Here is a 26,042-nt window from a genome sequence, read left to right as displayed (position 1 = left end):
TGCGCATCTCGAAGACGAAAGTTTCCACTAGTGAGTGAGACAACGCACGACGGCACGGTCGCGGTGAGCGCGCCCGCGCCGGCCGACGAGGGCCTCACGGCGGCACAGCTCGCCGCCAAGCACGGACTGACCGTGAGCGGCGCCCGGCCCTCCCTCGTCGAGTACGTCCGCCAGCTCTGGGACCGGCGCCACTTCATCCTCGCGTTCTCGCGGGCGAAGCTGACCGCCCAGTACAGCCAGGCCAAGCTCGGGCAGCTGTGGCAGGTGGCCACCCCGCTGCTGAACGCGGCCGTGTACTTCTTCATCTTCGGCGTCATCCTGAAAGCCGGGCGCGGCATGCCACGGGACGTGTACATCCCGTTCCTGGTCACGGGCGTGTTCGTCTTCACCTTCACCCAGAGCTCGGTGATGGCGGGCGTCCGCGCGATCTCCGGCAACCTCGGGCTGGTCCGCGCGCTGCACTTCCCGCGCGCCTCGCTGCCGGTCTCCTTCGCGCTCCAGCAGCTCCAGCAGCTGCTGTTCTCGATGATCGTGGTGTTCATCGTGGTGATCGCCTTCGGCAGCTATCCGGACCTGTCCTGGGTGCTGATCGTCCCGGTGCTCGCACTGCAGTTCCTCTTCAACACCGGCCTGTCGCTGATCATGGCCCGCGCGGGCTCCAAGACCCCCGACCTCGCCCAGCTGATGCCGTTCGTGATGCGAACCTGGATGTACGCGTCCGGCGTGATGTTCTCCATCAAGATCATGCTGGAGGACAAGCCGGCCTGGATCGCCACCGTCCTGCAGTGGAACCCGGCCGCGATCTACATGGACCTGATGCGCTTCGCCCTCATCGACGGCTACGGCTCCGAGAACCTGCCCGACCACGTGTGGGCGGCGGCGGGCGGCTGGGCCGTGCTCTTCGCGCTCGGGGGCTTCGTGTACTTCTGGAAGGCGGAGGAGAGGTACGGCCGTGGCTGAGAACATCGAGGACGCGCGAATCCCCACCGTGATCGCGGACGAACTGCACATCGTCTACCGCGTCAACGGCGCCAAGAGCGGCAAGGGCAGCGCCACCGCGGCCCTCAGCCGGATCGTCAAGCGCGGCGAGGAGCGCGGGGTGCGCAAGGTGCACGCCGTCAAGGGCGTCTCCTTCGTCTCCTACCGGGGCGAGGCGGTCGGCCTGATCGGCTCCAACGGCTCCGGCAAGTCGACCCTGCTGCGCGCCATCGCCGGCCTGCTGCCCGCCGAGAAGGGCAAGGTCTACACCGACGGCCAGCCCTCCCTGCTCGGCGTCAACGCGGCCCTGATGAACGACCTCACCGGCGAGCGGAACGTCATATTGGGCGGGCTGGCCATGGGAATGACCCGCGAGCAGATCAAGGAGCGCTACCAGGAGATCGTCGACTTCTCCGGGATCAACGAGAAGGGCGACTTCATCACCCTCCCGATGCGCACCTACTCCTCCGGAATGGCGGCCCGGCTCCGCTTCTCCATCGCCGCCGCCAAGGACCACGACGTCCTCATGATCGACGAGGCGCTGGCCACCGGCGACCGCAAGTTCCAGAAGCGCTCCGAGGAGCGCATCCGGGAGCTGCGCAAGGAGGCCGGCACGGTGTTCCTCGTCAGCCACAACAACAAGTCGATCCGTGACACCTGCAACCGCGTTCTGTGGCTGGAGCGCGGCGAGCTGCGCATGGACGGTCCGACCGACGAGGTTCTCAAGGAGTACGAGAAGTTCACGGGCAAGTAGTCCACCCGAACCCGGGCGAAAGAGACCGCCCCGCATCCCAGGGTCCCGCCGGAACTGCTCCGGCGGGCCTCCGCGTCTGCAAAGGAAACGTCAACTTCGGCCCGCCTTGGGAATCTTGGGCCCAATCGGTGTGTTCTTGTGATCTGTAGGACACCCCAGCGAACCGCGCCGCGTTGTACAACGTAAGCTGTACCGGTCCCGAAACGCGGCAAGTGGGGCGATAATGCACGACATCCTGCGCCAGGGCCGTCGCGCGAACGGTCGGGCGGCGTGTCCGAAATAGTGCGCATTGGGTCGGCGGTGTAGAACGGGAGATGTGACGGCAATGGCTACGGAAACTCCCCAGCTCCACGCAGCGTGCGCCGTCCCCGCTCCGGGCAGCCGGCGATGACGGGAACCAGCACGACCCGCCCCGGCCCGGCGGAGCGCGGCACGCTCGACAAGGCCGCCGCGGAGAACTTCCCCGTGGCCCCCTTCTTTCTGCCCAAAGCCTGGCGCACCGACCTCATGGCCGTCTACGGCTTCGCCCGCCTCGTCGACGACATCGGTGACGGCGACCTCGCACCCGGTGGCGCCGACGCCCGCCTGCTCGGACTGTCGCCCGCGGCGGCCGAGGACCGGATGACGCTGCTGGACGCCTTCGAAGCCGACCTCCGCCGCGTCTTCGGCTCCACCCCGCGCCACCCGCTGCTGCGCCGCCTCCAGCCGACCGTCCGCCGTCACGCGCTCACCCCCGAGCCCTTCCTCGGGCTGATCGCCGCGAACCGCCAGGACCAGCTCGTCACGCGCTACGAGACCTACGACGACCTCCTCGCGTACTGCGAACTGTCCGCCAACCCCGTCGGCCGCCTGGTCCTCGCCGTCACCGGCACCTCGACCCCCGAGCGGATCCGCCGCTCCGACGCGATCTGCACGGCCCTGCAGATCGTCGAACACCTCCAGGACGTCGCCGAGGACCTCGGCCGTGACCGTATCTACCTGCCCTCCGAGGACATGAAGCGCTTTCACGTCCAGGAAGCGGATCTCGCCACGAAAACCGGGGGCGCGTCGGTGCGTGCGCTGGTTGCGTACGAAGCACAACGCGCCCGCGACCTCCTGAATGAAGGCGCCCCCCTCGTGGGTAGCGTCCACGGCAGGTTGAAGCTGCTGCTCGCAGGGTTCGTAGCGGGAGGAAGGGCGGCGATCCGAGCGATCGTCGCCGCCGAATACGACGTACTTCCCGGCCCGCCCAAGCCCGGCAAGCTCCAACTGCTGCGCGAGGTGGGCGTCACTCTGCGAGGAGAGGGGTGATCCGGACCGTGGAGTCGGAACCGCACGTGTCCGCACCGGTACTCGCCGCCTACAGCTACTGCGAGGTCGTCACCGGGCAGCAGGCTCGTAACTTCGCGTACGGCATCAGGCTGCTGCCCACGTCCAAACGCCGTGCGATGTCGGCGCTGTACGCGTTCTCCCGACGCGTCGACGACATCGGCGACGGGGCGCTGGCCAAGGAGGTCAAGAGGGAGAGGCTCGACGACACCCGGGCGATGCTGGCCCGGGTGCGCGACGGCGGGGTCGAGGAGGACGACACCGACCCCGTCGCGGTCGCCCTCGCCCATGCCGCCGACGTCTTTCCCATCCCGCTCGGCGGCCTGGACGAGCTCATCGACGGCGTGCTGATGGACGTACACGGGGAGACCTACGAGACCTGGGACGACCTGAAGGTGTACTGCCGCTGCGTGGCGGGCGCCATCGGGAGGCTGTCACTCGGTGTGTTCGGTACGGAACCAGGAGCGCGAGGTGTGGAACGCGCGCCGGAGTACGCCGACACGCTCGGACTCGCGCTCCAGCTCACCAACATCCTCCGGGACGTCCGCGAGGACGCCGAGGGCGGGCGTACCTACCTGCCCGCCGACGACCTCGCCAAGTTCGGCTGCTCGGCCGGCTTCAGGGGGCCGAAACCACCGGAGGGCGCCGACTTCGCGGGCCTCGTGCACTTCGAAGTGCGTCGGGCCCGCGCCCTTTTCGCCGAGGGCTACCGGCTGCTCCCCATGCTCGACCGGCGAAGCGGTGCCTGTGTCGCCGCCATGGCCGGCATCTACCGCCGCCTCCTGGACCGGATCGAGCGCGACCCGGAGGCCGTGCTGCGCGGCCGGGTCTCGCTGCCCGGGCGGGAGAAGGCGTATGTCGCCGTGCGTGGCCTGTCCGGCCTGGACGCCCGGCATGTGACCCGCAGGACCGTCAGGAGGCGCGCCTGATGGACAATCCGGTCCAAGGTGATGCCACCGCGGGAAAGCGGCACGCAACCCTCCGGTGGGCGACGGCGTCCCTGACTGCGACGACCAGCCATGCACCGTTCAACCTGTACGGCGGCCGGGCAGGGGAGGGCGCACGATGACCGACGGCACGCGGTCCGACGAGCCGCTCGCGGACACGCCGGGACACTCCGGGTCGGACGCCGTCGTGATCGGCGGCGGACTCGCCGGGATCACCGCCGCGCTCGCGCTCGCCGACGCCGGGATCCGGGTGACGTTGCTCGAAGGCCGAACACGCCTGGGCGGGCTCGCCTTCTCCTTCCAGCGCGACGGACTGACCGTCGACAACGGACAGCACGTCTACCTGCGCTGCTGCACCGCCTACCGCTGGTTCCTCGACCGGATCGAGGGCGCGGGGCTGGCTCCGCTGCAGGAACGTCTCGACGTGCCCGTTCTCGACGTCGACCGGCCCGAGGGGCGGCGGCTCGGCAGGCTACGGCGCGACGCGCTGCCGGTGCCCCTGCATCTGGGGCGCAGCCTCGCCACGTATCCGCATCTCTCGCTCGCCGAACGTGCCAAGGTCGGGCGTGCCGCGCTCGCGCTCAAGGGGCTCGACCTCGCCGATCCGACCCTGGACACCCAGGACTTCGGCAGCTGGCTGACCGCGCACGGTCAGTCGGCGCGTGCCGTCGAGGCCCTGTGGGACCTGGTCGGGGTCGCCACCCTCAACGCGGTCGCCGGCGACGCCTCGCTCGGGCTCGCCGCGATGGTGTTCAAGACAGGCCTGCTGTCCGACCCGGGCGCGGCCGACATCGGCTGGGCGCACGTCCCGCTGGGCGAACTGCATGACCGGCTGGCCCGCAAGGCGCTCGCCTCCGCGGGCGTGCGTACCGAGGTCCGTACACGCGTCACCTCCATCTCTCTTGACGAGAACGGGACTTGGAGCGTTCAGGTTCCCGGGGAAACGCTTCGGACGGACGCGGTCGTCCTCGCCGTACCGCAGCGCGAGGCCCACGACCTGCTGCCCCGCGGGGCGCTCGACGCCCCCGAACGGCTGCTGCGGATCGGCACCGCGCCGATCCTCAACGTCCATGTCGTCTACGACCGTAAGGTGCTCGGCACACCGTTCCTCGCGGCCCTCGGCACCCCGGTGCAGTGGGTGTTCGACCGGACCGAGGCATCCGGGCTGCGCCGGGGCCAGTACCTCGCCCTCTCCCAGTCGGCCGCGCATGACGAGATCGACGAGCCGGTCGCCGTGCTGCGCGAGCGCTACCTGCCCGAGCTGGAGCGGCTGCTGCCCCGTACCCGGGGGGCCGAGGTGCGGGACTTCTTCGTGACCAGGGAGCGTACGGCGACGTTCGCGCCCACCCCCGGCGTCGGGCGGCTCAGGCCCGGCGCCCGCACCAAGGCACCCGGCCTCTACCTGGCCGGAGCGTGGACCGCCACAGGGTGGCCCGCGACCATGGAGAGCGCGGTCCGCAGCGGAGTGAACGCGGCCGACGCCGCACTCGGCGTACTGGGCCGCCCCCGTCCCCACCGTCTCTTCGAGTTCGAGGAGGCGGCCCACCGCATCGTCGAGGGGGACCACCCCCACGCCCCCGGCCGAACACCGGAGGGGACCGGCGTCTCACCGCGAGGTGGGGCCCGGTGACGGTCGATCAGCACGGCACGGCAGGTCCCCGCACCTCCGGTACCGCAACAAGAGGAGAGACTGTGCCCACTGTGCCCCCGGCCGAGACGGCCGCTCGGAGGACCGCGGTGGACGTGACCGCGTTCCTGGAGCGCGGCCGGACCCTGGCCACACCGGTGCTGCGGGCGGCCGTGGACCGCCTGGCACCTCCCATGGACACCGTCGCCGCCTACCACTTCGGCTGGATCGACGCCCAGGGCAACCCCTCGGACGGCGACGGCGGCAAAGCCGTACGGCCCGCCCTCGCGGTGCTCTCCGCCGAGGTCACCGGCGCGGCGCCCGAGACCGGCATCCCCGGTGCGGTCGCCGTCGAGCTGGTCCACAACTTCTCACTGCTGCACGACGACCTGATGGACGGCGACGAACAGCGCCGTCACCGCGACACCGTCTGGAAGGTGCACGGCCCCGCCCAGGCCATCCTGGTCGGCGACGCCCTGTTCGCCCTCGCCAACGAGGTTCTCCTGGAACTCGGCACCGCCGAGGCCGGCCGCGCCACCCGCCGCCTCACCACCGCCACCCGCGCCCTCATCGACGGCCAGGCGCAGGACATCTCCTACGAGCACCGCGACCGCGTCAGCGTCGAGGAGTGCCTGGAGATGGAGGGCAACAAGACGGGCGCCCTGCTGGCCTGCGCCAGCTCCATCGGCGCGGTGCTCGGCGGCGCGGACGACCGCACCGCCGACACGTTGGAGAAGTACGGCTACCACCTCGGCCTCGCCTTCCAGGCCGTCGACGACCTCCTCGGCATCTGGGGCGACCCGGTGTCGACCGGCAAGCAGACCTGGAGCGATCTGCGCCAGCGCAAGAAGTCCCTGCCGGTCGTGGCCGCGCTCGCGGCGAGCGGTGCCGCCTCCGAGCGGCTCGGCGAGATCCTCGCCGCCGACGCCAAGAGCAGCGACTTCGAGAACTTCTCCGAGGAGGAGTTCGCGGCCCGCGCCGCCCTCATCGAGGACGCGGGCGGCCGCGAGTGGACGGCCGAGGAAGCTCGCCGTCAGCACACCATCGCCATCGAGGCCCTGGACTCCGTGGACATGCCCGACCGGGTGCGGGCGCGGTTCACGGCGCTGGCCGACTTCGTCGTCGTACGGAAGAGATGATCACTATCGGTCGAATAGCCCTCGCGTAGTCGCCGGCCGGTGTCGCGGGAAGAACAGCACCGGCCGACGGCGGACCCACAGCAGCACGACTCGTACGACTGCACGAAGGGGAAGCCATGACAGCGACGACCGACGGAAGCACCGGGGCCCTGCCGCCCCGCGCTGCCTCGGCCAGCGAAACCGACATCACCATCGCCGTCACGGCGGGGGTACGCGACGCCGCCGTACGCGCCGCACAACGATCCACCGAATTCCTGCTGTCCCGACAGGACGCCGAGGGCTGGTGGAAGGGCGACCTCGAGACCAACGTCACGATGGACGCCGAGGATCTGCTGCTGCGGCAGTTCCTGGGCATCCGCGACGACGCGACGACCCAGGCCGCCGCGCTCTTCGTCCGCGGCGAACAGCGCGGGGACGGCGCCTGGGCGAGCTTCTACGGCGGCCCCGGCGAACTCTCCACCACCATCGAGGCGTACGTCGCCCTCCGCCTCGCCGGTGACGCACCCGAGGCCCCGCACATGGCGAAGGCATCCGCCTGGATCCGCGAGCGGGGCGGGATCGCCGCCGCCCGGGTCTTCACCCGGATCTGGCTGGCCCTGTTCGGCTGGTGGAAGTGGGAGGACCTGCCCGAACTCCCGCCGGAGCTGATCTACTTCCCTCCCTGGGTACCGCTCAACATCTACGACTTCGGGTGCTGGGCCCGGCAGACCATCGTCCCGCTGACGATCGTCTCCGCGAAGCGGCCGGTACGGCCGGCGCCCTTCCCGCTCGACGAACTGCACACCGACCCGGCCGTCCCCAATCCCCCCAAGCCCCTGGCTCCCGTGGCGAGTTGGGACGGCGCCTTCCAGAGACTCGACAGGGCCCTGCACGCGCTGCGCAGGGTCGCACCGCGCCGGCTGCGCAAGGCCGCGATGAACTCCGCCGCCCGCTGGATCATCGAGCGGCAGGAGAACGACGGCTGCTGGGGCGGCATCCAGCCGCCGGCCGTGTACTCGGTGATCGCCCTGCACCTGCTCGGCTACGACCTCGAACACCCCGTGATGCGCGCGGGACTCGAATCACTGGACCGGTTCGCCGTGTGGCGCGAGGACGGGGCCCGGATGATCGAGGCCTGCCAGTCGCCGGTCTGGGACACCTGCCTCGCGACCATCGCGCTCGCCGACGCCGGCGTGCCCGCCGATCATCCCCAACTGGTCAAGGCCGCCGACTGGATGCTCGGCGAACAGATCGTGCGGCCCGGAGACTGGTCGGTGAAGCGGCCCCAACTCCCGCCCGGCGGCTGGGCGTTCGAGTTCCACAACGACAACTACCCGGACATCGACGACACCGCCGAGGTCGTTCTCGCGCTGCGCCGGGTCAAGCACCACGACCCGGAACGGCTGGAGAACGCGATCGGGCGCGGGGTGCGCTGGAACCTCGGCATGCAGTCCAAGAACGGCGCGTGGGGCGCCTTCGACGTCGACAACACCAGCCCGTTCCCCAACCGGCTGCCGTTCTGCGACTTCGGGGAGGTCATCGACCCGCCGTCCGCCGACGTCACCGCGCACGTGGTGGAGATGCTGGCCGTCGAGGGGCTCTCGCACGATCCGCGCACCCGGCGCGGCATCCAGTGGCTGCTGGCCGAACAGGAGCCGGACGGCTCGTGGTTCGGACGCTGGGGCGTCAACTACGTCTACGGCACCGGGTCGGTGGTGCCCGCCCTGGCCGCGGCCGGAATCCCCGCCTCGCACCCGGCGATCCGACGGGCAGTGGCCTGGTTGGAGAAGGTACAGAACGACGACGGCGGCTGGGGCGAGGACCTGCGCTCCTACCGGCACGTCAAGGAGTGGAGCGGACGGGGCGCCTCCACCGCCTCGCAGACCGGCTGGGCGCTGATGGCGCTGCTGGCGGCGGGGGAGCGGGACTCCAAAGCCGTCGAGCGTGGCATCGAGTGGCTCGCGAGCACCCAGTGTGAGGACGGTTCCTGGGACGAGCCGTACTTCACCGGCACCGGCTTCCCCTGGGACTTCTCGATCAACTACCACCTCTACCGGCAGGTGTTCCCGCTCACCGCCCTCGGCCGGTACCTCCACGGAGAGCCGTTCTCCGGGGCCGGAGCCGGCTGATGGCCACCCAGCCCGCTCCGGCCCCGCTGCTGATCGCCTGCGCACTCGGCATCGAACACCTCGCCCTGCGCAGCGGCGACCGCGGCGGCGCCGACGGGCCGGTCACCGTGCTGCGCACCGGCATGGGACCGAAGGCGGCCGAGCGGGCCGTCACCCGGCTCCTGGCCGACCCGGCGCTCGACGGGGCCGCCGTCCTGGCCACGGGCTTCTGCGCCGGGCTGGCCCCCGGGATGCACCCCGGTGACCTGGTCGTCGCGGAGGAGACCCGGGACCCGCGCGGCACCGTGCCGTGCGTCGGCACCGACCTGCTCGTCAAGGAACTGGTACGGGCCCTTCCCGGGCGCACGGTCCACACCGGGCCGCTCACCGGTTCCGATCACGTCGTCCGCGGTCACGAACGGTCGGATCTGCTCGCGACCGGTGCGATCGCGGTCGACATGGAGTCCGCGGCCACCCTCCTGAGCGCCGTGCGCACGGGCGAGCGCCCGGTTGCGGCCGTCCGGGTGGTCGTGGATGCTCCAGAACATGAACTCGTCCGGATCGGCACGGTACGCGGTGGAATATCAGCTTTCCGCGTACTTCGATCGGTCCTTCCCGCTTTCTATGAATGGCACCGTTCCTTGCTGCTCCCCAGGAGGTGAGCCAGATGGCCATGCCGCTGCGTCAGTCCATCAAGGTCGCTACATACTTGGTCGAACAGAAGCTCCGAAAGCGGGACAAGTTCCCTCTCATCGTGGAGCTGGAACCCCTCTTCGCGTGCAATCTCAAGTGCGAGGGCTGCGGCAAGATCCAGCACCCGGCCGGGGTGCTGAAGCAGCGCATGCCGGTGGCGCAGGCCGTCGGGGCGGTGCTGGAGAGCGGTGCGCCGATGGTGTCCATCGCCGGCGGTGAACCGCTGATGCACCCTCAGATCGATGAGATCGCACGGCAGTTGGTGGCGAAGAAGAAGTACGTCTTCCTCTGCACCAACGCCATGCTGCTGCGCAAGAAGATGGACAAGTTCAAGCCCTCTCCCTACTTCGCCTTCGCCGTGCACATCGACGGGCTGCGGGAGCGGCACGACGAGTCGGTGGCGAAGGAGGGCGTGTTCGACGAGGCCGTGGAGGCGATCAAGGAGGCCAAGCGGCGCGGCTTCAGGGTCACCACCAACTCGACCTTCTTCAACACGGACACCCCGCAGACCATCATCGAGGTGCTCAACTTCCTCAACGACGACCTCAAGGTCGACGAGATGATGATCTCGCCCGCCTACGCCTACGAGAAGGCACCCGACCAGGAGCACTTCCTGGGCGTGGAGCAGACCCGCGAACTGTTCAAGAAGGCCTTCTCGGGCGGCAATCGGCGCCGCTGGCGGCTCAATCACTCCCCGCTCTTCCTGGACTTCCTGGAGGGCAAGGTCGACTTCCCGTGCACGGCCTGGGCGATCCCGAACTACTCGCTCTTCGGCTGGCAGCGCCCCTGCTACCTGATGAGCGACGGGTACGTGCCGACGTACCGCGAACTCATCGAGGAGACCGACTGGGACAAGTACGGCCGCGGCAAGGACCCGCGGTGCGCCAACTGCATGGCGCACTGCGGCTACGAGCCCACCGCCGTGCTGGCCACCATGGGGTCGCTCAAGGAGTCGCTGCGGGCCATGCGTGAGACCGTCAACGGAAACCGCGACTGACGCCATGACCGCCATTTCCCTGGGCGTCCCCGAGGTACCGGTCCGGCCGATCGCCGAGCGACGCTTGTCGCGGCAGATCCAGGTCGGGCCGGTGGCGGTCGGGGGCGGGGCCCCGGTGTCGGTGCAGTCGATGACGACGACCCGTACGTCCGACATCGGCGCCACCCTGCAGCAGATCGCCGAACTCACCGCGTCCGGCTGCCAGATCGTCCGCGTCGCCTGCCCGACGCAGGACGACGCGGACGCCCTCGCGACCATCGCGCGCAAGTCGCAGCTCCCGGTGATCGCCGACATCCACTTCCAGCCGAAGTACGTGTTCGCCGCGATCGAGGCCGGCTGCGCGGCCGTGCGCGTGAATCCCGGCAACATCAAGCAGTTCGACGACAAGGTGAAGGAGATCGCGCGGGCCGCGAAGGACCACGGCACGCCGATCCGGATCGGGGTCAACGCCGGATCGCTGGACCGGCGTCTGCTCCAGAAGTACGGCAAGGCGACGCCCGAGGCGCTGGTGGAGTCCGCCCTGTGGGAGGCCTCGCTCTTCGAGGAGCACGGCTTCCGGGACATCAAGATCTCGGTGAAGCACAACGATCCCGTGGTGATGGTCAACGCCTACACGCTGCTGGCCGAGCAGTGCGACTACCCGCTGCACCTGGGTGTCACCGAGGCCGGCCCCGCCTTCCAGGGGACGATCAAGTCGGCGGTGGCCTTCGGGGCGCTGCTCAGCCGGGGCATCGGCGACACCATCCGGGTGTCCCTGAGCGCACCGCCCGTCGAGGAGGTCAAGGTCGGCATCCAGATCCTGGAGTCGCTGAACCTCAGGCAGCGACGGCTGGAGATCGTGTCGTGCCCGTCCTGCGGGCGGGCCCAGGTCGACGTGTACAAACTCGCCGACGAGGTCACGGCGGGCCTGGAGGGCATGGAGGTGCCGCTGAGGGTCGCCGTCATGGGCTGTGTGGTCAACGGCCCGGGAGAGGCGCGGGAGGCCGACCTGGGCGTGGCCTCCGGCAACGGCAAGGGGCAGATCTTCGTGAAGGGCGAGGTCATCAAGACCGTCCCCGAGTCGAAGATCGTGGAGACCCTGATCGAAGAGGCGATGAAGATCGCCGAACAGATGGAGCAGGACGGCGTCGCCTCGGGGGAGCCGGCCGTCACCGTGAGCTGAACAAGCACGGACCGATAGGGGGCCACACGTGACGATTCTGGAGAACATCCGGGGACCACGCGACCTGAAGGCGCTGTCCGAGGCGGAACTTCGCGAACTGTCCGAAGAGATACGGGAGTTCCTGGTGCACGCGGTCGCCAGGACCGGCGGACACCTCGGGCCCAATCTGGGGGTGGTGGAACTCTCCGTCGCGCTCCACCGGGTCTTCGAGTCGCCGGTCGACCGCATCCTGTGGGACACCGGCCACCAGAGCTATGTGCACAAGCTGCTGACAGGGCGTCAGGACTTCTCCAAACTGCGCAGCAAGGGCGGCCTCTCCGGCTACCCCTCGCGCGAGGAGTCCGAGCACGACGTCATCGAGAACAGCCACGCCTCCACCGCGCTCGGCTGGGCCGACGGGCTCGCCAAGGCCCGCCAGGTACAGGGCGAGAAGGGCCATGTGGTCGCGGTCATCGGCGACGGCGCGCTGACCGGCGGCATGGCCTGGGAGGCGCTCAACAACATCGCGGCCGCCAAGGACCGGCCGTTGATCATCGTCGTCAACGACAACGAGCGGTCCTACGCGCCGACCATCGGAGGCCTCGCCAACCACCTGGCCACCCTGCGTACGACCGACGGCTACGAGAAGGTCCTGGCCTGGGGGAAGGACGTACTGCTGCGGACCCCGCTGGTCGGCAACACGGTCTACGAGTCGCTGCACGGCGCCAAGAAGGGCTTCAAGGACGCCTTCGCGCCGCAGGGCATGTTCGAGGACCTCGGCCTCAAGTACGTCGGTCCGATCGACGGGCACGACCTCAAGGCCGTCGAGTCGGCGCTCAGGCGCGCCAAACGCTTCCACGGGCCGGTGCTCGTGCACTGCCTCACCGAGAAGGGCCGCGGCTACGAACCCGCCCTGGCGCACGAGGAGGACCACTTCCACACCGTCGGGGTGATGGACCCGCTCACCTGCGAGCCGCTCACACCGTCCAACGGGCCGTCCTGGACCTCGGTGTTCGGCGACGAGATGGTGCGGATCGGCGAGGAGCGGGACGACGTCGTGGCCATCACGGCGGCCATGCTGCACCCGGTGGGACTCGGCGGGTTCGCGGCCCGCTTCCCGGACCGGGTGTGGGACGTCGGCATCGCCGAGCAGCACGCGGCCGTGTCCGCGGCCGGCCTCGCGACGGGCGGACTGCACCCGGTCGTCGCCGTGTACGCGACGTTCCTGAACCGCGCTTTCGACCAGCTCCTGATGGACGTCGCCCTGCACCGCTGCGGCGTCACCTTCGTGCTGGACCGGGCCGGAGTGACGGGCGTCGACGGGCCCTCCCACAACGGGATGTGGGACATGTCGATCCTCCAGGTCGTGCCCGGCCTCAGGATCGCCGCGCCGCGCGACGCCGACCAGCTCGGGGCCCAGCTCAGGGAGGCCGTCGCGGTGGACGACGCGCCGACACTGATCCGCTTCCCGAAGGAGTCGGTGGGGCCGGTGATCCCGGCCGTCGACCGGGTGGGCGGCCTGGACGTCCTGCACCGCGCGGACCGGCCCGAGGTGCTCCTGGTCGCCGTCGGCGTGATGGCGCCCGTCTGCCTCCAGGCCGCCGAACTGCTGGAGGCCCGGGGCATCGGGTGCACCGTCGTCGACCCCCGCTGGGTCAAGCCCGTCGATCCGGCGCTCCCCGGCCTCGCCGCCGCACATCGTCTGGTCGCCGTCGTCGAGGACAACAGCCGCGCCTCCGGCGTGGGCGCCGCGGTGGCGCTCGCCCTGGGCGACGCCGAAGTCGACGTCCCCGTACGGCGGTTCGGCATCCCGGAGCAGTTCCTCGCGCACGCCAAGCGGGGCGAGGTGCTCGCCGACATCGGCCTCACGCCCGTCGAGGTCGCCGGACGGATCGGCGCGAGTCTGGCCGTCAAGGCGGCGATCCTGCCCGCCCAGAACACCGGTCCGGCCCTCCAGGAACCGCCGTCCGAGGCGAAACGGGAACCGCAGACCAAGGCGAAACAGAAAGTGCCGTCCAGGGCGAACAAAGAAGTGCCGTCCAAGGAGAAACAGGAATGACAACCGCCAAATCCGCGTCGCCCTCCTCGCAGTCCGGGGAGTTCGACCTCGGCGCACTGCTGGCCGAGCGCGGAGCCGAGCGCTACGAGCTGCACACCAAGTACCTGAACCACCAGCTCCCGCGCATGCTGCACACCATCGGCTTCGACAAGGTCTACGAGCGGGGCGAGGGTGCCCACTTCTGGGACGCGGACGGCAACGACTACCTGGACATGCTCGCCGGGTTCGGGGTGATGGGACTGGGCCGCCACCACCCCGTCGTCCGCAAGGCGCTGCACGACGTCCTGGACGCGCAGCTCGCCGATCTGACCCGCTTCGACTGTCAGCCGCTGCCCGGGCTGCTGGCCGAGAAGCTGCTCGCCCACAGCCCGCACCTGGACCGGGTGTTCTTCGGCAACAGCGGGACGGAGGCGGTCGAGACCGCCCTGAAGTTCGCCCGCTACGCCACCGGGAAACCGCGGATCCTGTACTGCGACCACGCCTTCCACGGCCTGACCACCGGCTCGTTGTCGGTCAACGGCGAGGACGGATTCCGGGACGGCTTCGCCCCGCTGCTGCCCGACACGGCCGTCCCGCTCGGTGATCTCGACGCCCTGGCACGGGAGGTGAAGAAGGGCGACGTCGCCGCGCTGGTCGTCGAGCCCATCCAGGGCAAGGGCGTGCACGAGGCCCCACCGGGCTATCTGCGGGCCGCCCAGGAGCTGCTGCACCGGCACAAGGCGCTGCTCATCGTCGACGAGGTGCAGACGGGACTGGGACGCACCGGCGACTTCTACGCCTACCAGCACGAGGAAGGCGTCGAACCCGACCTGGTGTGTGTGGCCAAGGCGCTGTCCGGCGGTTATGTGCCGGTCGGCGCCACCCTCGGCAAGGACTGGATCTTCAGGAAGGTCTACTCGTCCATGGACCGGGTGCTGGTCCACTCGGCGAGCTTCGGGTCCAACGCGCAGGCCATGGCGGCGGGACTGGCCGTGCTGTCGGTCATGGAGAGCGAGCAGATCGTCGCGGGCGCCAGGGCCACCGGCGAACTGCTGAAGTCCCGGCTCTCGGCGCTGGTCGACAAGTACGAGCTGCTCGCCGACGTCCGCGGCCGGGGCCTGATGATCGGCATCGAGTTCGGCAGGCCCCGGTCGTTGAAGCTGCGCAGCCGCTGGGCCATGTTGCAGGCCGCCCGCAAGGGACTGTTCGCGCAGATGGTGGTCGTCCCGCTGCTGCAACGCCACCGCGTCCTCACCCAGGTCTCCGGCGACCACCTGGAGGTGATCAAGCTGATCCCGCCGTTGGTCGTCGGGGAAGCGGAGGTGGACCGGTTCGTGGACGCCTTCACGGATGTGATGGACGACGCGCACAGCGGTAGCGGGCTGATGTGGGACTTCGGCAAGACGCTGATCAAGCAGGCGGTGGCCAACCGGTAGGGCGCGGGGTGTCGGCTGCTCGGCGTAAACGGGTTTGCCTCTGAGGCAAGAAAATTGCCGCAGAGGCAAGTCTGCGGCTCAATGGAGGCATGAGCTCCCCGGAAGCCGACAACGAGCCGTCGACCGGGCCGGTCGCCGACCTGCCCGCGGTCGCACCACAGCTGCGTGCCCTGCGCCGCCGTGCCTCCCTCACCCTGGAGGCCGCCGCCGGGGCCGCCGGACTGTCGCCCGCCCACCTCTCCCGGCTGGAGACCGGGCAGCGCCAGCCCTCACTGCCGATGCTGCTCGCGCTCGCCCGTACCTACGGTACGACGGTCTCGGAGCTTCTCGGCGAGACGGTCGGGGAACGGGACGCGATCGTGCGTGCCGCCGACATGGAACCGACCGCGGCCGGCGGCTGGACCTACTGGCAGGCCGGCGCGTCCGGCCGGGGCATGCAGGCGCTGCGCGTCCACGTCCCGTACGGCTCCCAGGGCGACATCGTGCGGGTGCACCCCGGTGAGGAGTGGCTGCACGTCCTCCGAGGGCGGCTGCGCCTGCGTCTCGGGGACACCACGCACCGGCTCGCACCGGGCGACAGCGCGCACTTCGACTCGCTGACCCCGCACCGCATCGCCGCCCAGGACCCCGACGGGGTCGAGCTCCTGTTCGTCCACACCCTGCTGCAGAGCCCCACGGCCACGCTGTGCCTGGGCCCCACCTTTGGAGACATGCCATGACTGACATGGAGGAGAAGTTCCCCCGCGCCCTGTGGGTGCGCCTCATCATCTACCTCGCCGTCGGCCACGTGTTCGCGGCCTTCATCTACTTCCTGTTCGCGCTGGGCGCCCAGAAGTGACCTCTCGGAAGGCGAGGCGTCAGGGGGCGGACCCTCAGGCGGAAGGACTCAGTCCAGCAGCCGCTCGCGCAGCCGCTCCCGGATCTCCGGGGTGACTCCCAGCCCCTTCTCCAGGTAGGTGTCGACGTCGCCCCAGGTCTCCTCCATCGTCTCGAAGGCGGTCGTCAGATACTCGGCGCGCGCCTCGAAGAGGGGGCTGAGCAACACCATGACCTCGGGAGAGTAGGCCGAAGCGGAGCTGCCGCTGCGGTGCACCTTGTAGCGGCGGTGCTTCGCGTTCGACTCCAGGTAGTCGGCGAGGATCGCCTCCCGCTCGACGCCCACGGCGAGCAGCGTCACCGCCACGGACAGACCCGCGCGGTCCTTGCCGGCCGCGCAGTGCATCAGCGCGGGGACACTGTCCTCGGCGAGCGCGCGCAGCACCTGGGATTGCTCGGCGGTGCGCTCCTTGACGATGTCGCGGTACGAGTTGATCATCCGGTCCGCGGCCTTGCCGTCGCCCAGGGTCTCGCGCAGCTCGTCGATCCGGCCGTCACGGACCATCTTCCAGAACTCGCTGCCGTGGGCCGGATCCGTCAGCGGCAGGTTCACGTTGCGCACGCCCGGCAGCTCGACGTCGGGCCCCTCCAGCTTCTGGTCCGCCGCGTTGCGGAAGTCGAAGATCGTGTGCAGGCCCAGGGAGGTGAGGAACGCCGCGTCCTCGGCGGTCGCGTGCGCGAGGTGGCCGCTGCGGAACAGCACTCCGGGCCGCACCCGGCGGCCGTCCACGGTCGGCAGGCCGCCCACGTCACGGAAGTTGCGCACTCCGGACAGCTCGGGTTCGGTCGACGGGACCTGCTGTGTCACGGGGGCTCCTCCCAATCGGTGCCGTCGACGCTGCTCGACGGCGGGCACCCACCCGACGATACGACACGGCTTCGTAGGGCAAGCAGTTGTCCACAGGCGTTGCATAGAGGGCTCGCCGCGCATGATGATGTTGATGCCTGAGTGCACCTGTTCGTGTCTGTTCGTATCTGTGAGGGACCGCATGCTGGAGATCGCCGAGAACGGCCGTACGTGGATTCTGTCCGGGCCGACCAGCAGTTACGCCGTCCATCTCACCGAGGGCGACGAACTGCTGCATCTGCACTGGGGGCCGCGGATCGCGCTCGCCGACGCCGAGGCCCTCGCCCTGCTCCCCCTGCCGGACTACCGGGGCTTCGAGTCCCCGCTCGACGGGCATGAGGAGTACCCGGTCGAGGGCGGCCCCCGCTTCGTGCGCCCCGCCCTGTCGGTGCGCACGGACGAGCGGCGCGGCACCGAGTGGATCTTCGAGGCGTACGAGCGTGCCGAGGACGACGAGCTGCGGCTCAGATTCCACGACGGCGGCCTCACGATCACCCTGCACTACCGCATGCGGCACGACGTCGTGGAGCGCTGGGTGAGCCTGGACAACGCGGGCCCCGCCGTGGAGCTCCTGCGCGCCGACTCCGCCACCTGGACCCTGCCCGACCGCGAGACCGGCTGGCGGCTGTCCCAACTGCACGGCCGCTGGGCCGCGGAGTCCCGGCTGGTGCGCGCCCCCCTCACCTACGGCGAGAAGGTCATCGGCAGCCGCCGCGGCCACACCGGGCACCAGCACCTGCCGTGGGTCGCGCTCGACACCGACGCGACCGAGGAACACGGCGAGGTCTACGGCTGCGCCCTCGGCTGGTCCGGGTCCTGGCGCATCGCCGTGGCCGAACTGCCCGACACACGCGTGCAGATCACCGGCGGCGCGGGCTACGACGACTCCGGCCTGCTCCGTCTGGAGGCCGGCGAGTCCTTCACCGCCCCCGTCTTCGCCGGCCTGTGGAGCGACGCCGGCTTCGGCGGGGCGAGCCGCGCCTGGCACGCATACCAGCGGGCGTACGTCATCCCGGACGCGGACCGGGACCGGCCGGTGCTGTTCAACTCCTGGGAGGCCACCGAGTTCGACATCTCCGAGGAGCAGCAAGGGGTGCTGGCCCGCCGGGCCGCGGCGACCGGCGTCGAGCTGTTCGTCGTCGACGACGGCTGGTTCGGAAAGCGCACGAGCGACCGGGCCGGGCTCGGCGACTGGACGCCCAACCCCGACCGCTTCCCGGGCGGCCTGAGGCCCCTCGCCGACTATGTGCACGCCCTCGGCATGCAGTTCGGCATCTGGGTCGAGCCGGAAATGGTCAATCCGGACAGTGACCTCTACCGTGCCCACCCGGACTGGGTGCAGTACCAACCAGGGCGAAAGCGGACGGAACTGCGCAACCAGCTGGTGCTGAACCTCGCGCGCGAGGACGTCCAGGAATACCTCTGGGAGCAGCTGCACGGGCTGCTCTCCAGCGCCCCGATCGACTATGTGAAGTGGGACTTCAACCGCTGCTTCACCGACGCCGGCTGGCCCGGCGACCCGTACCCGCAGCGCCTGTGGGTCGATCACGTGAACGCGCTGTACCGCCTGCTGGACCGGCTGCGCCAGGCCCACCCGGGCGTCGCCTTCGAGTCCTGCTCGGGCGGCGGCGGGCGGATCGACCTCGGTGTCATGAGCCGTACCGACCAGGTGTGGACCTCCGACAACACCGACCCGCTCGACCGGCTCGCCATCCAGCACGGCTTCAGCCAGATCCACCCCGCGCGCGTGATGGCGGCCTGGGTCACCGACAGTCCCAATACCCAGCTCAACGACCGGGTCAGCACACTGCGGTTCCGGTTCGTCAGCGCCATGGCCGGGGTGCTCGGAGTCGGCGGGGATCTCGCCGAGTGGACCGAGGAGGAGCTCGCCGAGGCCCGCGACTGGGTGACTCTCTACAAGGAGATCCGCCCCGTCGTGCAGCGCGGCGACCTCTATCGGCTGCGCCCGCCGGAGGGTGGATCGAGTGCGGTGCAGTACGTGCTGGGTGACGAGTCGGTCGTCCTGGCCTGGCTCCAGGCGCAGCGCCACGGCGAGCCGGTGCCGGCGCTGCGGCTGCGCGGACTTGACCCGACGGCGTCGTACGAATGCCGCGAAACGGGCGAAGTCCACCGAGGGGCCGTGTTGTTGCACCACGGCCTGCGGACCGGCCTTCGGGGTGACCTCGATGCGACGGTTCTCCGGCTGCGCCGCATCTGAGAGTTCTGTCCGAATTAGAACCTTCATTGCAACTCAGCCTGAAATGAGGCTATCTGAGGAACGGTGCGTGAGCAGCGTCATATTCGTGACCGTGCGTCGCCCGTCATGTTCACGTAATTCTTATGTATTTCAAGGGGATTTGAGGTGCGGGCGACCCTGTCGATTTACTGAGGGTGACTGGGAATTCCGTAAGGGATCAACAAAAACGCATTCGCACGCAACCTCCCGCTTGTCCTATTGCGTCTTAGTCGCTTACGTTCGCCACCGATCCGGACGGACGCCCAATCCTGCCGCCGCCCGGAGACCGCACACACTCACCCGCACACGGCAGGAGCGGGGGACCCACAGGCACAACCGCCTGTTTCGGTCTCCGGAACAGGCTAGGGGTTAAGTCGTGCTTCGGTACGGCCGGGCATCTCCAGTCCGCACCCGACAGCTCACCTCGCAGGCGCCGGAGAGGAATTCGCCATGCCCGCGAACGGTAAGCACCGCCGCACGAAGACCCAGCGCTTCGCTCGTTCCATCGCCGTCGCCGGAACTGGCGGCGCCGTACTCGCACTTCCGCTTCTGGGGGCCACCGGCGCCCATGCGGCGAGTGTCCAGTCCCTTTCGGGAAATGCCGTTCAGTCGTCCGTCGCGACTACCGCGAAGAAGTCGGTTGCCGAAAAGGCGACGGCCGAAAAGAAGGTGGCCGCGCGGACTTCGGGCGCGAAGACCTATGTGGTGCGCGTCGGCGACTATCTCGCGAAGATCGCCAAAGAGCAGAACGTCAGCGGAGGCTGGAAGAAGCTCTACGAAGACAATCGTGAGGCCATAGGCGACAACCCGTCGCTGATCCATCCCGGTCTGAAGCTCACGATAGGGAAGAAGGCCGCGACGGGTGCCGAGAAGCCGGCCTCCGCGCCGAAGCCGAAGCCGAAGTCGGCCTCCGCGTCCTCGTCGAAGAAGTCGGCGGCCGCCGCTCAGAGTGCCGTGACCACCAGCACCGCGAACGGCTTCACCCTCCCGGTCAGCGGCGCCACCATCGGCACGGGCTACCACGTGGCGGGCAGCATGTGGTCCAGCGGCTACCACACCGGTGTCGACTTCGTCGTCCCGACCGGTACTCCGCTCAAGGCCGTCGGTGCGGGCACGGTCGTCTCCGCGGGCTGGGGCGGCGCGTACGGCAACCAGGTCGTCATCAAGCTGGCCGACGGCTACTACGCGCAGTACGCGCACCTGTCCTCGCTCTCCGTCTCCGGCGGTCAGACCGTGACCGAGGGTCAGCAGATCGGCCTCTCCGGCGCGACCGGCAACGTGACCGGTCCGCACCTGCACTTCGAGATCCGCACCACGCCGGACTACGGCTCGGACGTGGACCCGATCGCCTACCTCCGCTCGAAGGGTGTCTCGGTCGGCTGACGCCCTCACGACCACCTGCCCCACACGCTGCCGAAGGCCGGACCCCTGATCCCCGGGTCCGGCCTTCGGTATGTCCGGGTCCATCACGCCATGTTCTGAACCCTTCCTGGTCAATCCGTGATCACCGCATTGCGGTCCTGTGGCAAGGGAGCCGAATGCGTCGACAGCGCGCAGGCGTGGGGGCACAGTGAACTCCGTTGCTGTGCAAGCGCTTTCTGTCGTTGACGTCCCGGAGGAGTTCCCTTGTATCCGCCCGCCCGACGCCGAAGAACGGTCGCCGTCACCACACCCGTCCGCTGCCCGGAAGGAGCCGTCTCCCGTGACGACCACGCGTAGAGCCTTCGCGACCCTGGCCGCCGGAACCGCGATGGCCGCCCTCGCCCCGGCTGCCCCCGCGAGCGCCTCGCCCCGCCACCACCGCCCGATCGCCCACGACGACTTCCGTCACGGCCTCGGCCGATGGGCCGTGGAACTCGAGAAGGGCGGCACCGTCACCGCCTCCCGCGGGATCCTGGAAGTCGACGTGCCCGCCGGCGCGACCGTCTGGTTCACACAGCGGCTCGAAGGGCCGTACGTCCTGGAGTACACCGCCACACCGGTGTCGCAGGGCGGGGTCAACGACCGGGTGTCGGACCTCAACAACTTCTGGAACGCCGTCGACGTCCGCTCCCCGGACGACCTGTTCGCCACCGCGCGGGGCGGGGCACTGGCAGAGTACGACTACCTCAAGACGTACTACGTCGGATACGGCGCCAACACGAACACCACGACCAGGCTGCGCCGCTATGTCGGCGAGGCGGGCGTGCGTCCGCTGGTCTACGACTACGCGGAGCCGCTGCTGGTGGCGAACCGGCCGAACCGGGTCCGGATCGTCTCCGACGGTTCGACCGTGCGGTGGTGGAACAACGGGCGGCTCGTGTTCGACCTCACCGACCCCGAGCCGTACACGAGCGGGCACTTCGGCTTCCGGACCACCTGGAGCCACTTCCGGATCTCCGAATTCCGGGTGTGGTGGTTGCCGCCCCAACAGCGCTGACGAGAAAGCTATTCCAGGCTTGACCAATCCTTGAACGGTGGCTTATCTCACCGCACGTCAACCCATTCCTACGGTCGCGTAGCTCACATCCGAAGGTGAATCATGGGCCGATGTGGCAGACGATTCGAAGAATGACAACAGATCAGTGATCGGGTCGTACGTGGCGGTGGGGGACAGCTTCACCGAGGGCGTCGGCGACCCCGGCCCGGACGGGGCGTTGGTCGGCTGGGCGGACCGGTTCGCGGTCCTGCTCGCGGACCGGCGGCCCGAGGGCGACTTCCAGTACACGAACCTCGCCGTGCGCGGGAAACTGCTCGACCAGATCGTGGCGGACCAACTGCCCAAGGCCATGGAACTGGCCCCGGAGCTGGTCTCCTTCAGTGCGGGCGGCAACGACATCCTGCGGCCCGGCACCGACCCCGACGAGGTCGCCGAGCGTTTCGAGCGGGCGGTGGTGCGACTGACCTCCGTCGCCGGCACGGTGATGGTGACGACCGGATTCGACACCCGCGGCGTGCCCGTGTTCAAGCATCTGCGCGGCAAGATCGCCACCTACAACGGGCATGTACGGGCGGTCGCCGACCGGTACGGCTGTCCCGTGCTCGACCTGTGGTCCCTGAAGACCGTTCAGGACCGCCGGGCCTGGGACGGCGACCGGCTCCACCTCTCACCCGAGGGCCACACACGCGTGGCGCTGCGCGCGGGCCAGGTCCTCGGCATGGAGCTCCCGGCCGACCCGGACCAGCCCTGGCCGCCGCTGCCGGTGCGCGGCACCCTGGAGATCCGGCGGGACGATGTGCACTGGGCGCGGGAGTACCTGGTGCCGTGGATCGGACGCCGGCTGCGCGGGGAGTCGTCGGGGGACCATGTGACCGCCAAGGGCACGCTGTCGCCGGACGACATCAAGACGCGGATCAGCTGGGTGGCTTGAGGAACTCGGCGCCTGGTCCACCACGGCCCACGACCCGCGGGCCGTGGTGGACCAGGCGCCGCGTTCTTGAGACAGCCCAGGCACGGTCACGGTCACGGGTCTGTCGCCCGGCGCGGGCCTACGTGGTCAACGCCTCCCGCGCCAGCCCCAGTTCCCGGGCCACCGTCTCGTCCACCCACTCCTGCGCCCGTACCCGCGGGACCGCGCCGGCGTAGGACGTCAGTTGTACGGCGAGACCGTCGAGCAGGGCCGTGAGGCGCAGGGCCGTGCCGGTCGGGTCCGGGCAGACGAACTCGCCCGCGGCCACGCCTTCGGCGATCACCTCGGTGAGCGCCGCCTTCCACTGCCGGTCGAGGTCGCGCGTGACCTCCCGCAGCGCGGGCTCGCGCAGCGCCGCGGCCCAGCCCTCGATCCACAGCCGCCAGCCCTTGGCCTGACCCGTCGGGGCGTACCAGCGCACGGCCGCCCGCAGTCGGCGCAGCGCCGTGGTGCGGCGGTCGAGCAGCCTGCGCAACTGGGCGAGGTCGCCCTCGGCCGCGTAGGTGAAGGCGGCGGCGACCAGCTTCTCCTTCGTCGAGAAGTGATAGAGCACCAACGCGTTGCTCACGCCGAGGGCCGAGGCCACGTCGGCGATCCTGACCGCCACCACGCCCCGTGCCTCGATCTGCTCGACGGCGGCGCGCAGCAACTCCTCGCGCCGCTCCGTCACGCTCAACCGCACTCTCGTCACGCGGTCACCCTAATCCGCCGCCGTGGGCGTCGGCGGAGGGAGGGCGATCACCCGAAGGGTTCGGCCTGAAGTCACCGGTACCACCCGAAGCGCTCCGCGATCACCGGCAGCCGGTCCGCGACGATGGCGTGGGCCGCCGCCCGCGGGGTCGTCCCGTCGGCCTCCGCGCGGGCCAGCATCTGTTCCACCAGCGCGCGCATCGAGCGGCGGGTGTGGGCGAACGCCTCGTCCGCGGCGGGGCCGATGTCGCCGAACAGCGTCCACCACCACCAGGCGTTCGTCCCGGAGTTGACGACCACGTCCGGCAGTACCGTCACCCCGCGTGCGGCCAGCGACTCCTCGGCCTTGGGCAGAACCGGCATGTTGGCCGCCTCGACGATCCAGCGGGCGGTGATCCGCTCCTGGTTCACGGAGTCGACGGCGTACGAGACCGCCGCCGGCACCAGTACCTCCGCGTCCGCGCACAGCCACGCGTCACCGGGCAGCTCACGGTCGCCGGCACGCAGGGCCGCGCGGTCGACGGTCCCGTAGGCGTCCCGCGCGGCGAGCAGGGCCTCGATGTCGAGGCCGGCCGGGTTGGCGATGGTGCCCTTGATGTCGGCGACGGCCACGACGGTGAGTCCCGCGCGCGTGAGGAAGCGCGCGGTGGCCCCGCCCATGGTGCCCAGGCCCTGAACGGAGACCCTGGTGCCCACGTACGGCACACCGGCCCGGTCCAGGGCCGCGAGGGCCGACTCCGCGACACCGCAGCCGCCGACCAGTTCGTCGAGCCCGATCCCGTCCACCTCGACCGCGAACGCGTCCGCGAGCCGCCGCCGGGCCGCACTCTCGTCGTCGAGCAGCGGATACACGGCTTGGACGGACGACACGAGCCCCGCCTCGGCGGCCGCCCGGTCCACCAGATCCTGGGTGAGACCGAGGTCCTCGCCCGTGGTCCAGAGGCTCTCGATGTACGGCCGCATGGCCCGCAGATACCGCACCAGGAGCTCGTACGCCCCCGGATCCCGGGGATCGCAGTCGATGCCGCCCTTGGCACCGCCCAGGGGGATGTACCGGCCCTCCGGGTTGTAGTGCAGGGCCTCTTTCATGGTCATCCCGCGCGCCAGACCGGCCACCTCGTCCAGGGTGCAGCCCGCGCGCATCCGCAGCCCGCCGCTGGAGACACCGCGCACCAACCGGTCGACGACCAGGAAGCCCTGGCGTCCGGTGACGTGGTCGGTCCAGACGAGGGAGATCAGAGCGGTGGTCATGCGGTCTCCTCGGGGATGACGAACCTCAGGGGCCGCACGACGGCTCGCCGCGGGCGTTACTGAATGACCGGTCAGTATCCGAAGAGGGTCGCACCCTGTCAACGCACCCGCCGGATCACCGGTGGTAACCCGGCTGTCAGCGGGGCCGCCCATAATGGAATGTCTCACCGACTCCACCTGGAGGTACACCGTGACCGGTTTCCGTTCCCCGAGCTCCGGGCTCCGCGCGCTGCGGCCCGCGGCATTCGGTGCGGACCCGAGCGGTGAGCGCATGGCGCGTATCCGCAGATCGCCCCACTTCAAGGACGGGGTCTTCCAGAATCCCGGGGGAACCGCCCGGACCCGGCCCTCCGGTTCGACGCTGGAGTTCGCAAAGCTCTTCTTCGACAAGGACGAGCGCGCCCGCCGAGCCCCGAAGGGCACGGTTCCGGTGCACGCCACCACGCTCGCCGACATCGCCGAGATCCCTGCCACCGGGCTGAGGCTGACCTGGATGGGGCACTCCAGCGTGCTCGCCGAGATCGACGGACGGCGGGTGCTCTTCGACCCCGTCTGGGGTGAGCGCTGCTCCCCGTTCGCCTTCGCCGGGCCCAAGCGCCTGCATCCCGCGCCCCTCCCGCTGGCCGCCCTCGGCCCGGTCGACGTCGTCGTGATCTCGCACGACCACTACGACCATCTGGACCTGCCCACGATCAGGGCGCTGGCCGGCACCGACACCCTGTTCGCGGTGCCGCTGGGTGTCGGCGCCCACCTGGAGCACTGGGGGGTGTCCGCCGACCGGCTGCGCGAGCTGGACTGGCACGAGGCCACCAAGGTCGGCGGGCTCACCCTGACCGCCACCCCGGCCCGCCACTTCTGCGGTCGCGGGCTGCGCAACACCCAGCACACCCTCTGGGCCTCCTGGGTCGTCGCCGGGGACGAACACCGGATCTACCACAGCGGCGACACCGGCTACTTCGAGGGCTTCAAGGACATCGGCGCGGAGCACGGCCCGTTCGACGCCACGATGATCCAGATCGGCGCCTACAGCGAGTTCTGGCCGGACATCCACATGACCCCCGAGGAGGGCATGCGCGCCCACCTCGACCTCCAGGGCGGGCGGCCGCACGGTGTGATGCTGCCGATCCACTGGGCGACCTTCAACCTGGCGACGCACGCGTGGAGCGACCCCGGTGAGGGCACCATCGCCGCCTCCCTGGCGACGGGCGCCCCGATCGCCCTGCCTCGGCCCGGTGAACCCTTCGAGCCGACCGCCGAGAGCGTTCCGGCCGACCCGTGGTGGCGGGGTGTGGCGCTCGAACCGGCGGGCGGCTGGCCCGCCGCCGAGGCGCTCGGCGACGCGCGCGCCGAGGCGACGATCAGGGCCTCGGCCGATTCGGCTGCCGGAGATGCGGCCGGAGTTGCGGCCAAGGCCGATACAGCGAGTGACATTTCCAAGGGGGTCGGCGAGGGCACCGGAGACCCCGAGACCGTGGTGACGGGCTGACCGAGGACGCGGATCGAGCAAGCGGCGAGGGCCGGGGCACGCCAGGGCGGGCACCCAGGTCTCGCGCAGGCCCCTGCGGCCGTCCACCAGCCAGACCAGCACCAGCGGCACCACCAGGGCCA

At 70.1% G+C, this 26,042-nt stretch carries 23 protein-coding genes and 1 riboswitch; of the genes, 20 read left to right on the top strand and 3 right to left on the bottom strand.

Annotated features, from left to right (window positions below; translation table 11 throughout):
• Nucleotides 1-30: 30 nt before the first annotated feature.
• The 15 genes from AB0H86_RS35615 (at nt 31) to AB0H86_RS35545 (ending at nt 15,983) form a co-directional block, all read left to right on the top strand.
• Nucleotides 31-960, top strand: a complete 930-nt coding sequence (locus AB0H86_RS35615; protein WP_362448623.1) for an ABC transporter permease — start codon at nt 31-33, stop codon at nt 958-960.
• Nucleotides 953-1,732 carry an ABC transporter ATP-binding protein gene (locus AB0H86_RS35610; protein WP_362448620.1) on the top strand — a complete coding sequence of 260 codons (780 nt, stop codon included), beginning with the start codon at nt 953-955 and terminating at the stop codon, nt 1,730-1,732. The genes AB0H86_RS35615 and AB0H86_RS35610 overlap by 8 nt, the downstream gene beginning before the upstream one ends.
• A gap of 387 nt (nt 1,733-2,119) precedes the next feature.
• A complete protein-coding gene (gene hpnC / locus AB0H86_RS35605) occupies nt 2,120-3,022 on the top strand; it encodes a squalene synthase HpnC (RefSeq protein ID WP_362448617.1) in 903 nt (300 codons plus the stop codon).
• Entirely contained in the window at nt 3,019-3,969 is a 951-nt protein-coding gene (gene hpnD / locus AB0H86_RS35600; RefSeq protein ID WP_362448614.1) for a presqualene diphosphate synthase HpnD, read from the top strand. Before hpnC ends, hpnD begins: the two co-directional genes overlap by 4 nt.
• On the top strand, nt 3,969-4,109 hold the full coding sequence (locus AB0H86_RS35595) for a DUF6380 family protein (protein WP_362448611.1): 141 nt from the start codon (nt 3,969-3,971) through the stop codon (nt 4,107-4,109). The genes hpnD and AB0H86_RS35595 overlap by 1 nt, the downstream gene beginning before the upstream one ends.
• Entirely contained in the window at nt 4,106-5,617 is a 1,512-nt protein-coding gene (hpnE, locus tag AB0H86_RS35590; RefSeq protein WP_362448608.1) for a hydroxysqualene dehydroxylase HpnE, read from the top strand. The genes AB0H86_RS35595 and hpnE overlap by 4 nt, the downstream gene beginning before the upstream one ends.
• A gap of 71 nt (nt 5,618-5,688) precedes the next feature.
• Entirely contained in the window at nt 5,689-6,753 is a 1,065-nt protein-coding gene (locus AB0H86_RS35585; RefSeq protein ID WP_362448896.1) for a polyprenyl synthetase family protein, read from the top strand.
• 116 nt (nt 6,754-6,869) lie between these two features.
• Nucleotides 6,870-8,861, top strand: a complete 1,992-nt coding sequence (gene shc, locus AB0H86_RS35580; RefSeq protein WP_362448605.1) for a squalene--hopene cyclase — start codon at nt 6,870-6,872, stop codon at nt 8,859-8,861.
• Nucleotides 8,861-9,502, top strand: coding sequence for a 1-hydroxy-2-methyl-2-butenyl 4-diphosphate reductase (locus AB0H86_RS35575; protein ID WP_362448602.1), 642 nt, complete (start codon nt 8,861-8,863; stop codon nt 9,500-9,502). Before shc ends, AB0H86_RS35575 begins: the two co-directional genes overlap by 1 nt.
• A 5-nt stretch (nt 9,503-9,507) precedes the next feature.
• A complete protein-coding gene (hpnH, locus tag AB0H86_RS35570; protein WP_362448599.1) occupies nt 9,508-10,530 on the top strand; it encodes an adenosyl-hopene transferase HpnH in 1,023 nt (340 codons plus the stop codon).
• A gap of 4 nt (nt 10,531-10,534) precedes the next feature.
• Nucleotides 10,535-11,692, top strand: a complete 1,158-nt coding sequence (gene ispG, locus AB0H86_RS35565) for a flavodoxin-dependent (E)-4-hydroxy-3-methylbut-2-enyl-diphosphate synthase (protein ID WP_362448596.1) — start codon at nt 10,535-10,537, stop codon at nt 11,690-11,692.
• Between the two features lie 28 nt (nt 11,693-11,720).
• Nucleotides 11,721-13,730: a 1-deoxy-D-xylulose-5-phosphate synthase gene (dxs, locus tag AB0H86_RS35560; RefSeq protein WP_362448593.1), complete on the top strand. Its 2,010-nt coding sequence runs from the start codon at nt 11,721-11,723 to the stop codon at nt 13,728-13,730.
• Nucleotides 13,727-15,145: an aspartate aminotransferase family protein gene (locus tag AB0H86_RS35555; RefSeq protein ID WP_362448590.1), complete on the top strand. Its 1,419-nt coding sequence runs from the start codon at nt 13,727-13,729 to the stop codon at nt 15,143-15,145. Before dxs ends, AB0H86_RS35555 begins: the two co-directional genes overlap by 4 nt.
• A gap of 89 nt (nt 15,146-15,234) precedes the next feature.
• Entirely contained in the window at nt 15,235-15,864 is a 630-nt protein-coding gene (locus AB0H86_RS35550; RefSeq protein WP_362448587.1) for an XRE family transcriptional regulator, read from the top strand.
• Nucleotides 15,861-15,983 carry a DUF6126 family protein gene (locus tag AB0H86_RS35545; protein WP_362448584.1) on the top strand — a complete coding sequence of 41 codons (123 nt, stop codon included), beginning with the start codon at nt 15,861-15,863 and terminating at the stop codon, nt 15,981-15,983. Before AB0H86_RS35550 ends, AB0H86_RS35545 begins: the two co-directional genes overlap by 4 nt.
• Before the next feature lie 48 nt (nt 15,984-16,031).
• Here AB0H86_RS35545 and AB0H86_RS35540 read toward each other — a convergent pair whose 3' ends face one another.
• The gene (locus AB0H86_RS35540) at nt 16,032-16,829 is read right to left on the bottom strand and encodes a tyrosine-protein phosphatase (protein ID WP_362448581.1); all 798 of its coding nucleotides are present in this window, start codon (nt 16,827-16,829) and stop codon (nt 16,032-16,034) included.
• Between the two features lie 181 nt (nt 16,830-17,010).
• On the opposite strand from AB0H86_RS35540, the gene AB0H86_RS35535 reads away from it, so the two are divergent.
• The 4 genes from AB0H86_RS35535 to AB0H86_RS35520 all read left to right on the top strand — a co-directional run bounded on the left by AB0H86_RS35535 (nt 17,011) and on the right by AB0H86_RS35520 (nt 22,454).
• A complete protein-coding gene (locus AB0H86_RS35535; RefSeq protein ID WP_362448894.1) occupies nt 17,011-19,086 on the top strand; it encodes an alpha-galactosidase in 2,076 nt (691 codons plus the stop codon).
• A 301-nt stretch (nt 19,087-19,387) separates the two neighbouring features.
• A riboswitch (cyclic di-AMP (ydaO/yuaA leader) is annotated at nt 19,388-19,550 on the top strand.
• Between the two features lie 4 nt (nt 19,551-19,554).
• Nucleotides 19,555-20,487 carry a peptidoglycan DD-metalloendopeptidase family protein gene (locus AB0H86_RS35530; RefSeq protein WP_362448578.1) on the top strand — a complete coding sequence of 311 codons (933 nt, stop codon included), beginning with the start codon at nt 19,555-19,557 and terminating at the stop codon, nt 20,485-20,487.
• 319 nt (nt 20,488-20,806) lie between these two features.
• Nucleotides 20,807-21,523 carry a DUF6250 domain-containing protein gene (locus AB0H86_RS35525; protein ID WP_362448575.1) on the top strand — a complete coding sequence of 239 codons (717 nt, stop codon included), beginning with the start codon at nt 20,807-20,809 and terminating at the stop codon, nt 21,521-21,523.
• A 145-nt stretch (nt 21,524-21,668) separates the two neighbouring features.
• The gene (locus AB0H86_RS35520; RefSeq protein WP_362448892.1) at nt 21,669-22,454 is read left to right on the top strand and encodes an SGNH/GDSL hydrolase family protein; all 786 of its coding nucleotides are present in this window, start codon (nt 21,669-21,671) and stop codon (nt 22,452-22,454) included.
• A gap of 118 nt (nt 22,455-22,572) precedes the next feature.
• On the opposite strand, the gene AB0H86_RS35515 is transcribed toward AB0H86_RS35520, so the two are convergent.
• Nucleotides 22,573-23,184, bottom strand: coding sequence for a TetR family transcriptional regulator C-terminal domain-containing protein (locus AB0H86_RS35515; RefSeq protein ID WP_362448572.1), 612 nt, complete (start codon nt 23,182-23,184; stop codon nt 22,573-22,575).
• A gap of 71 nt (nt 23,185-23,255) precedes the next feature.
• Nucleotides 23,256-24,434 carry a Glu/Leu/Phe/Val dehydrogenase dimerization domain-containing protein gene (locus AB0H86_RS35510; RefSeq protein ID WP_362448569.1) on the bottom strand — a complete coding sequence of 393 codons (1,179 nt, stop codon included), beginning with the start codon at nt 24,432-24,434 and terminating at the stop codon, nt 23,256-23,258.
• Nucleotides 24,435-24,624: 190 nt separating this feature from the next.
• On the opposite strand from AB0H86_RS35510, the gene AB0H86_RS35505 reads away from it, so the two are divergent.
• The gene (locus AB0H86_RS35505) at nt 24,625-25,920 is read left to right on the top strand and encodes an MBL fold metallo-hydrolase (RefSeq protein WP_362448566.1); all 1,296 of its coding nucleotides are present in this window, start codon (nt 24,625-24,627) and stop codon (nt 25,918-25,920) included.
• Nucleotides 25,921-26,042: the final 122 nt, after the last annotated feature.

Source organism: Streptomyces sp. NPDC050997, assembly GCF_040660135.1.
In the GTDB taxonomy this organism is placed as follows: domain Bacteria; phylum Actinomycetota; class Actinomycetes; order Streptomycetales; family Streptomycetaceae; genus Streptomyces.
The sequence above is the reverse complement of the archived record's forward strand: the minus strand, read 5'-3'. Positions and strand labels throughout refer to the sequence as shown.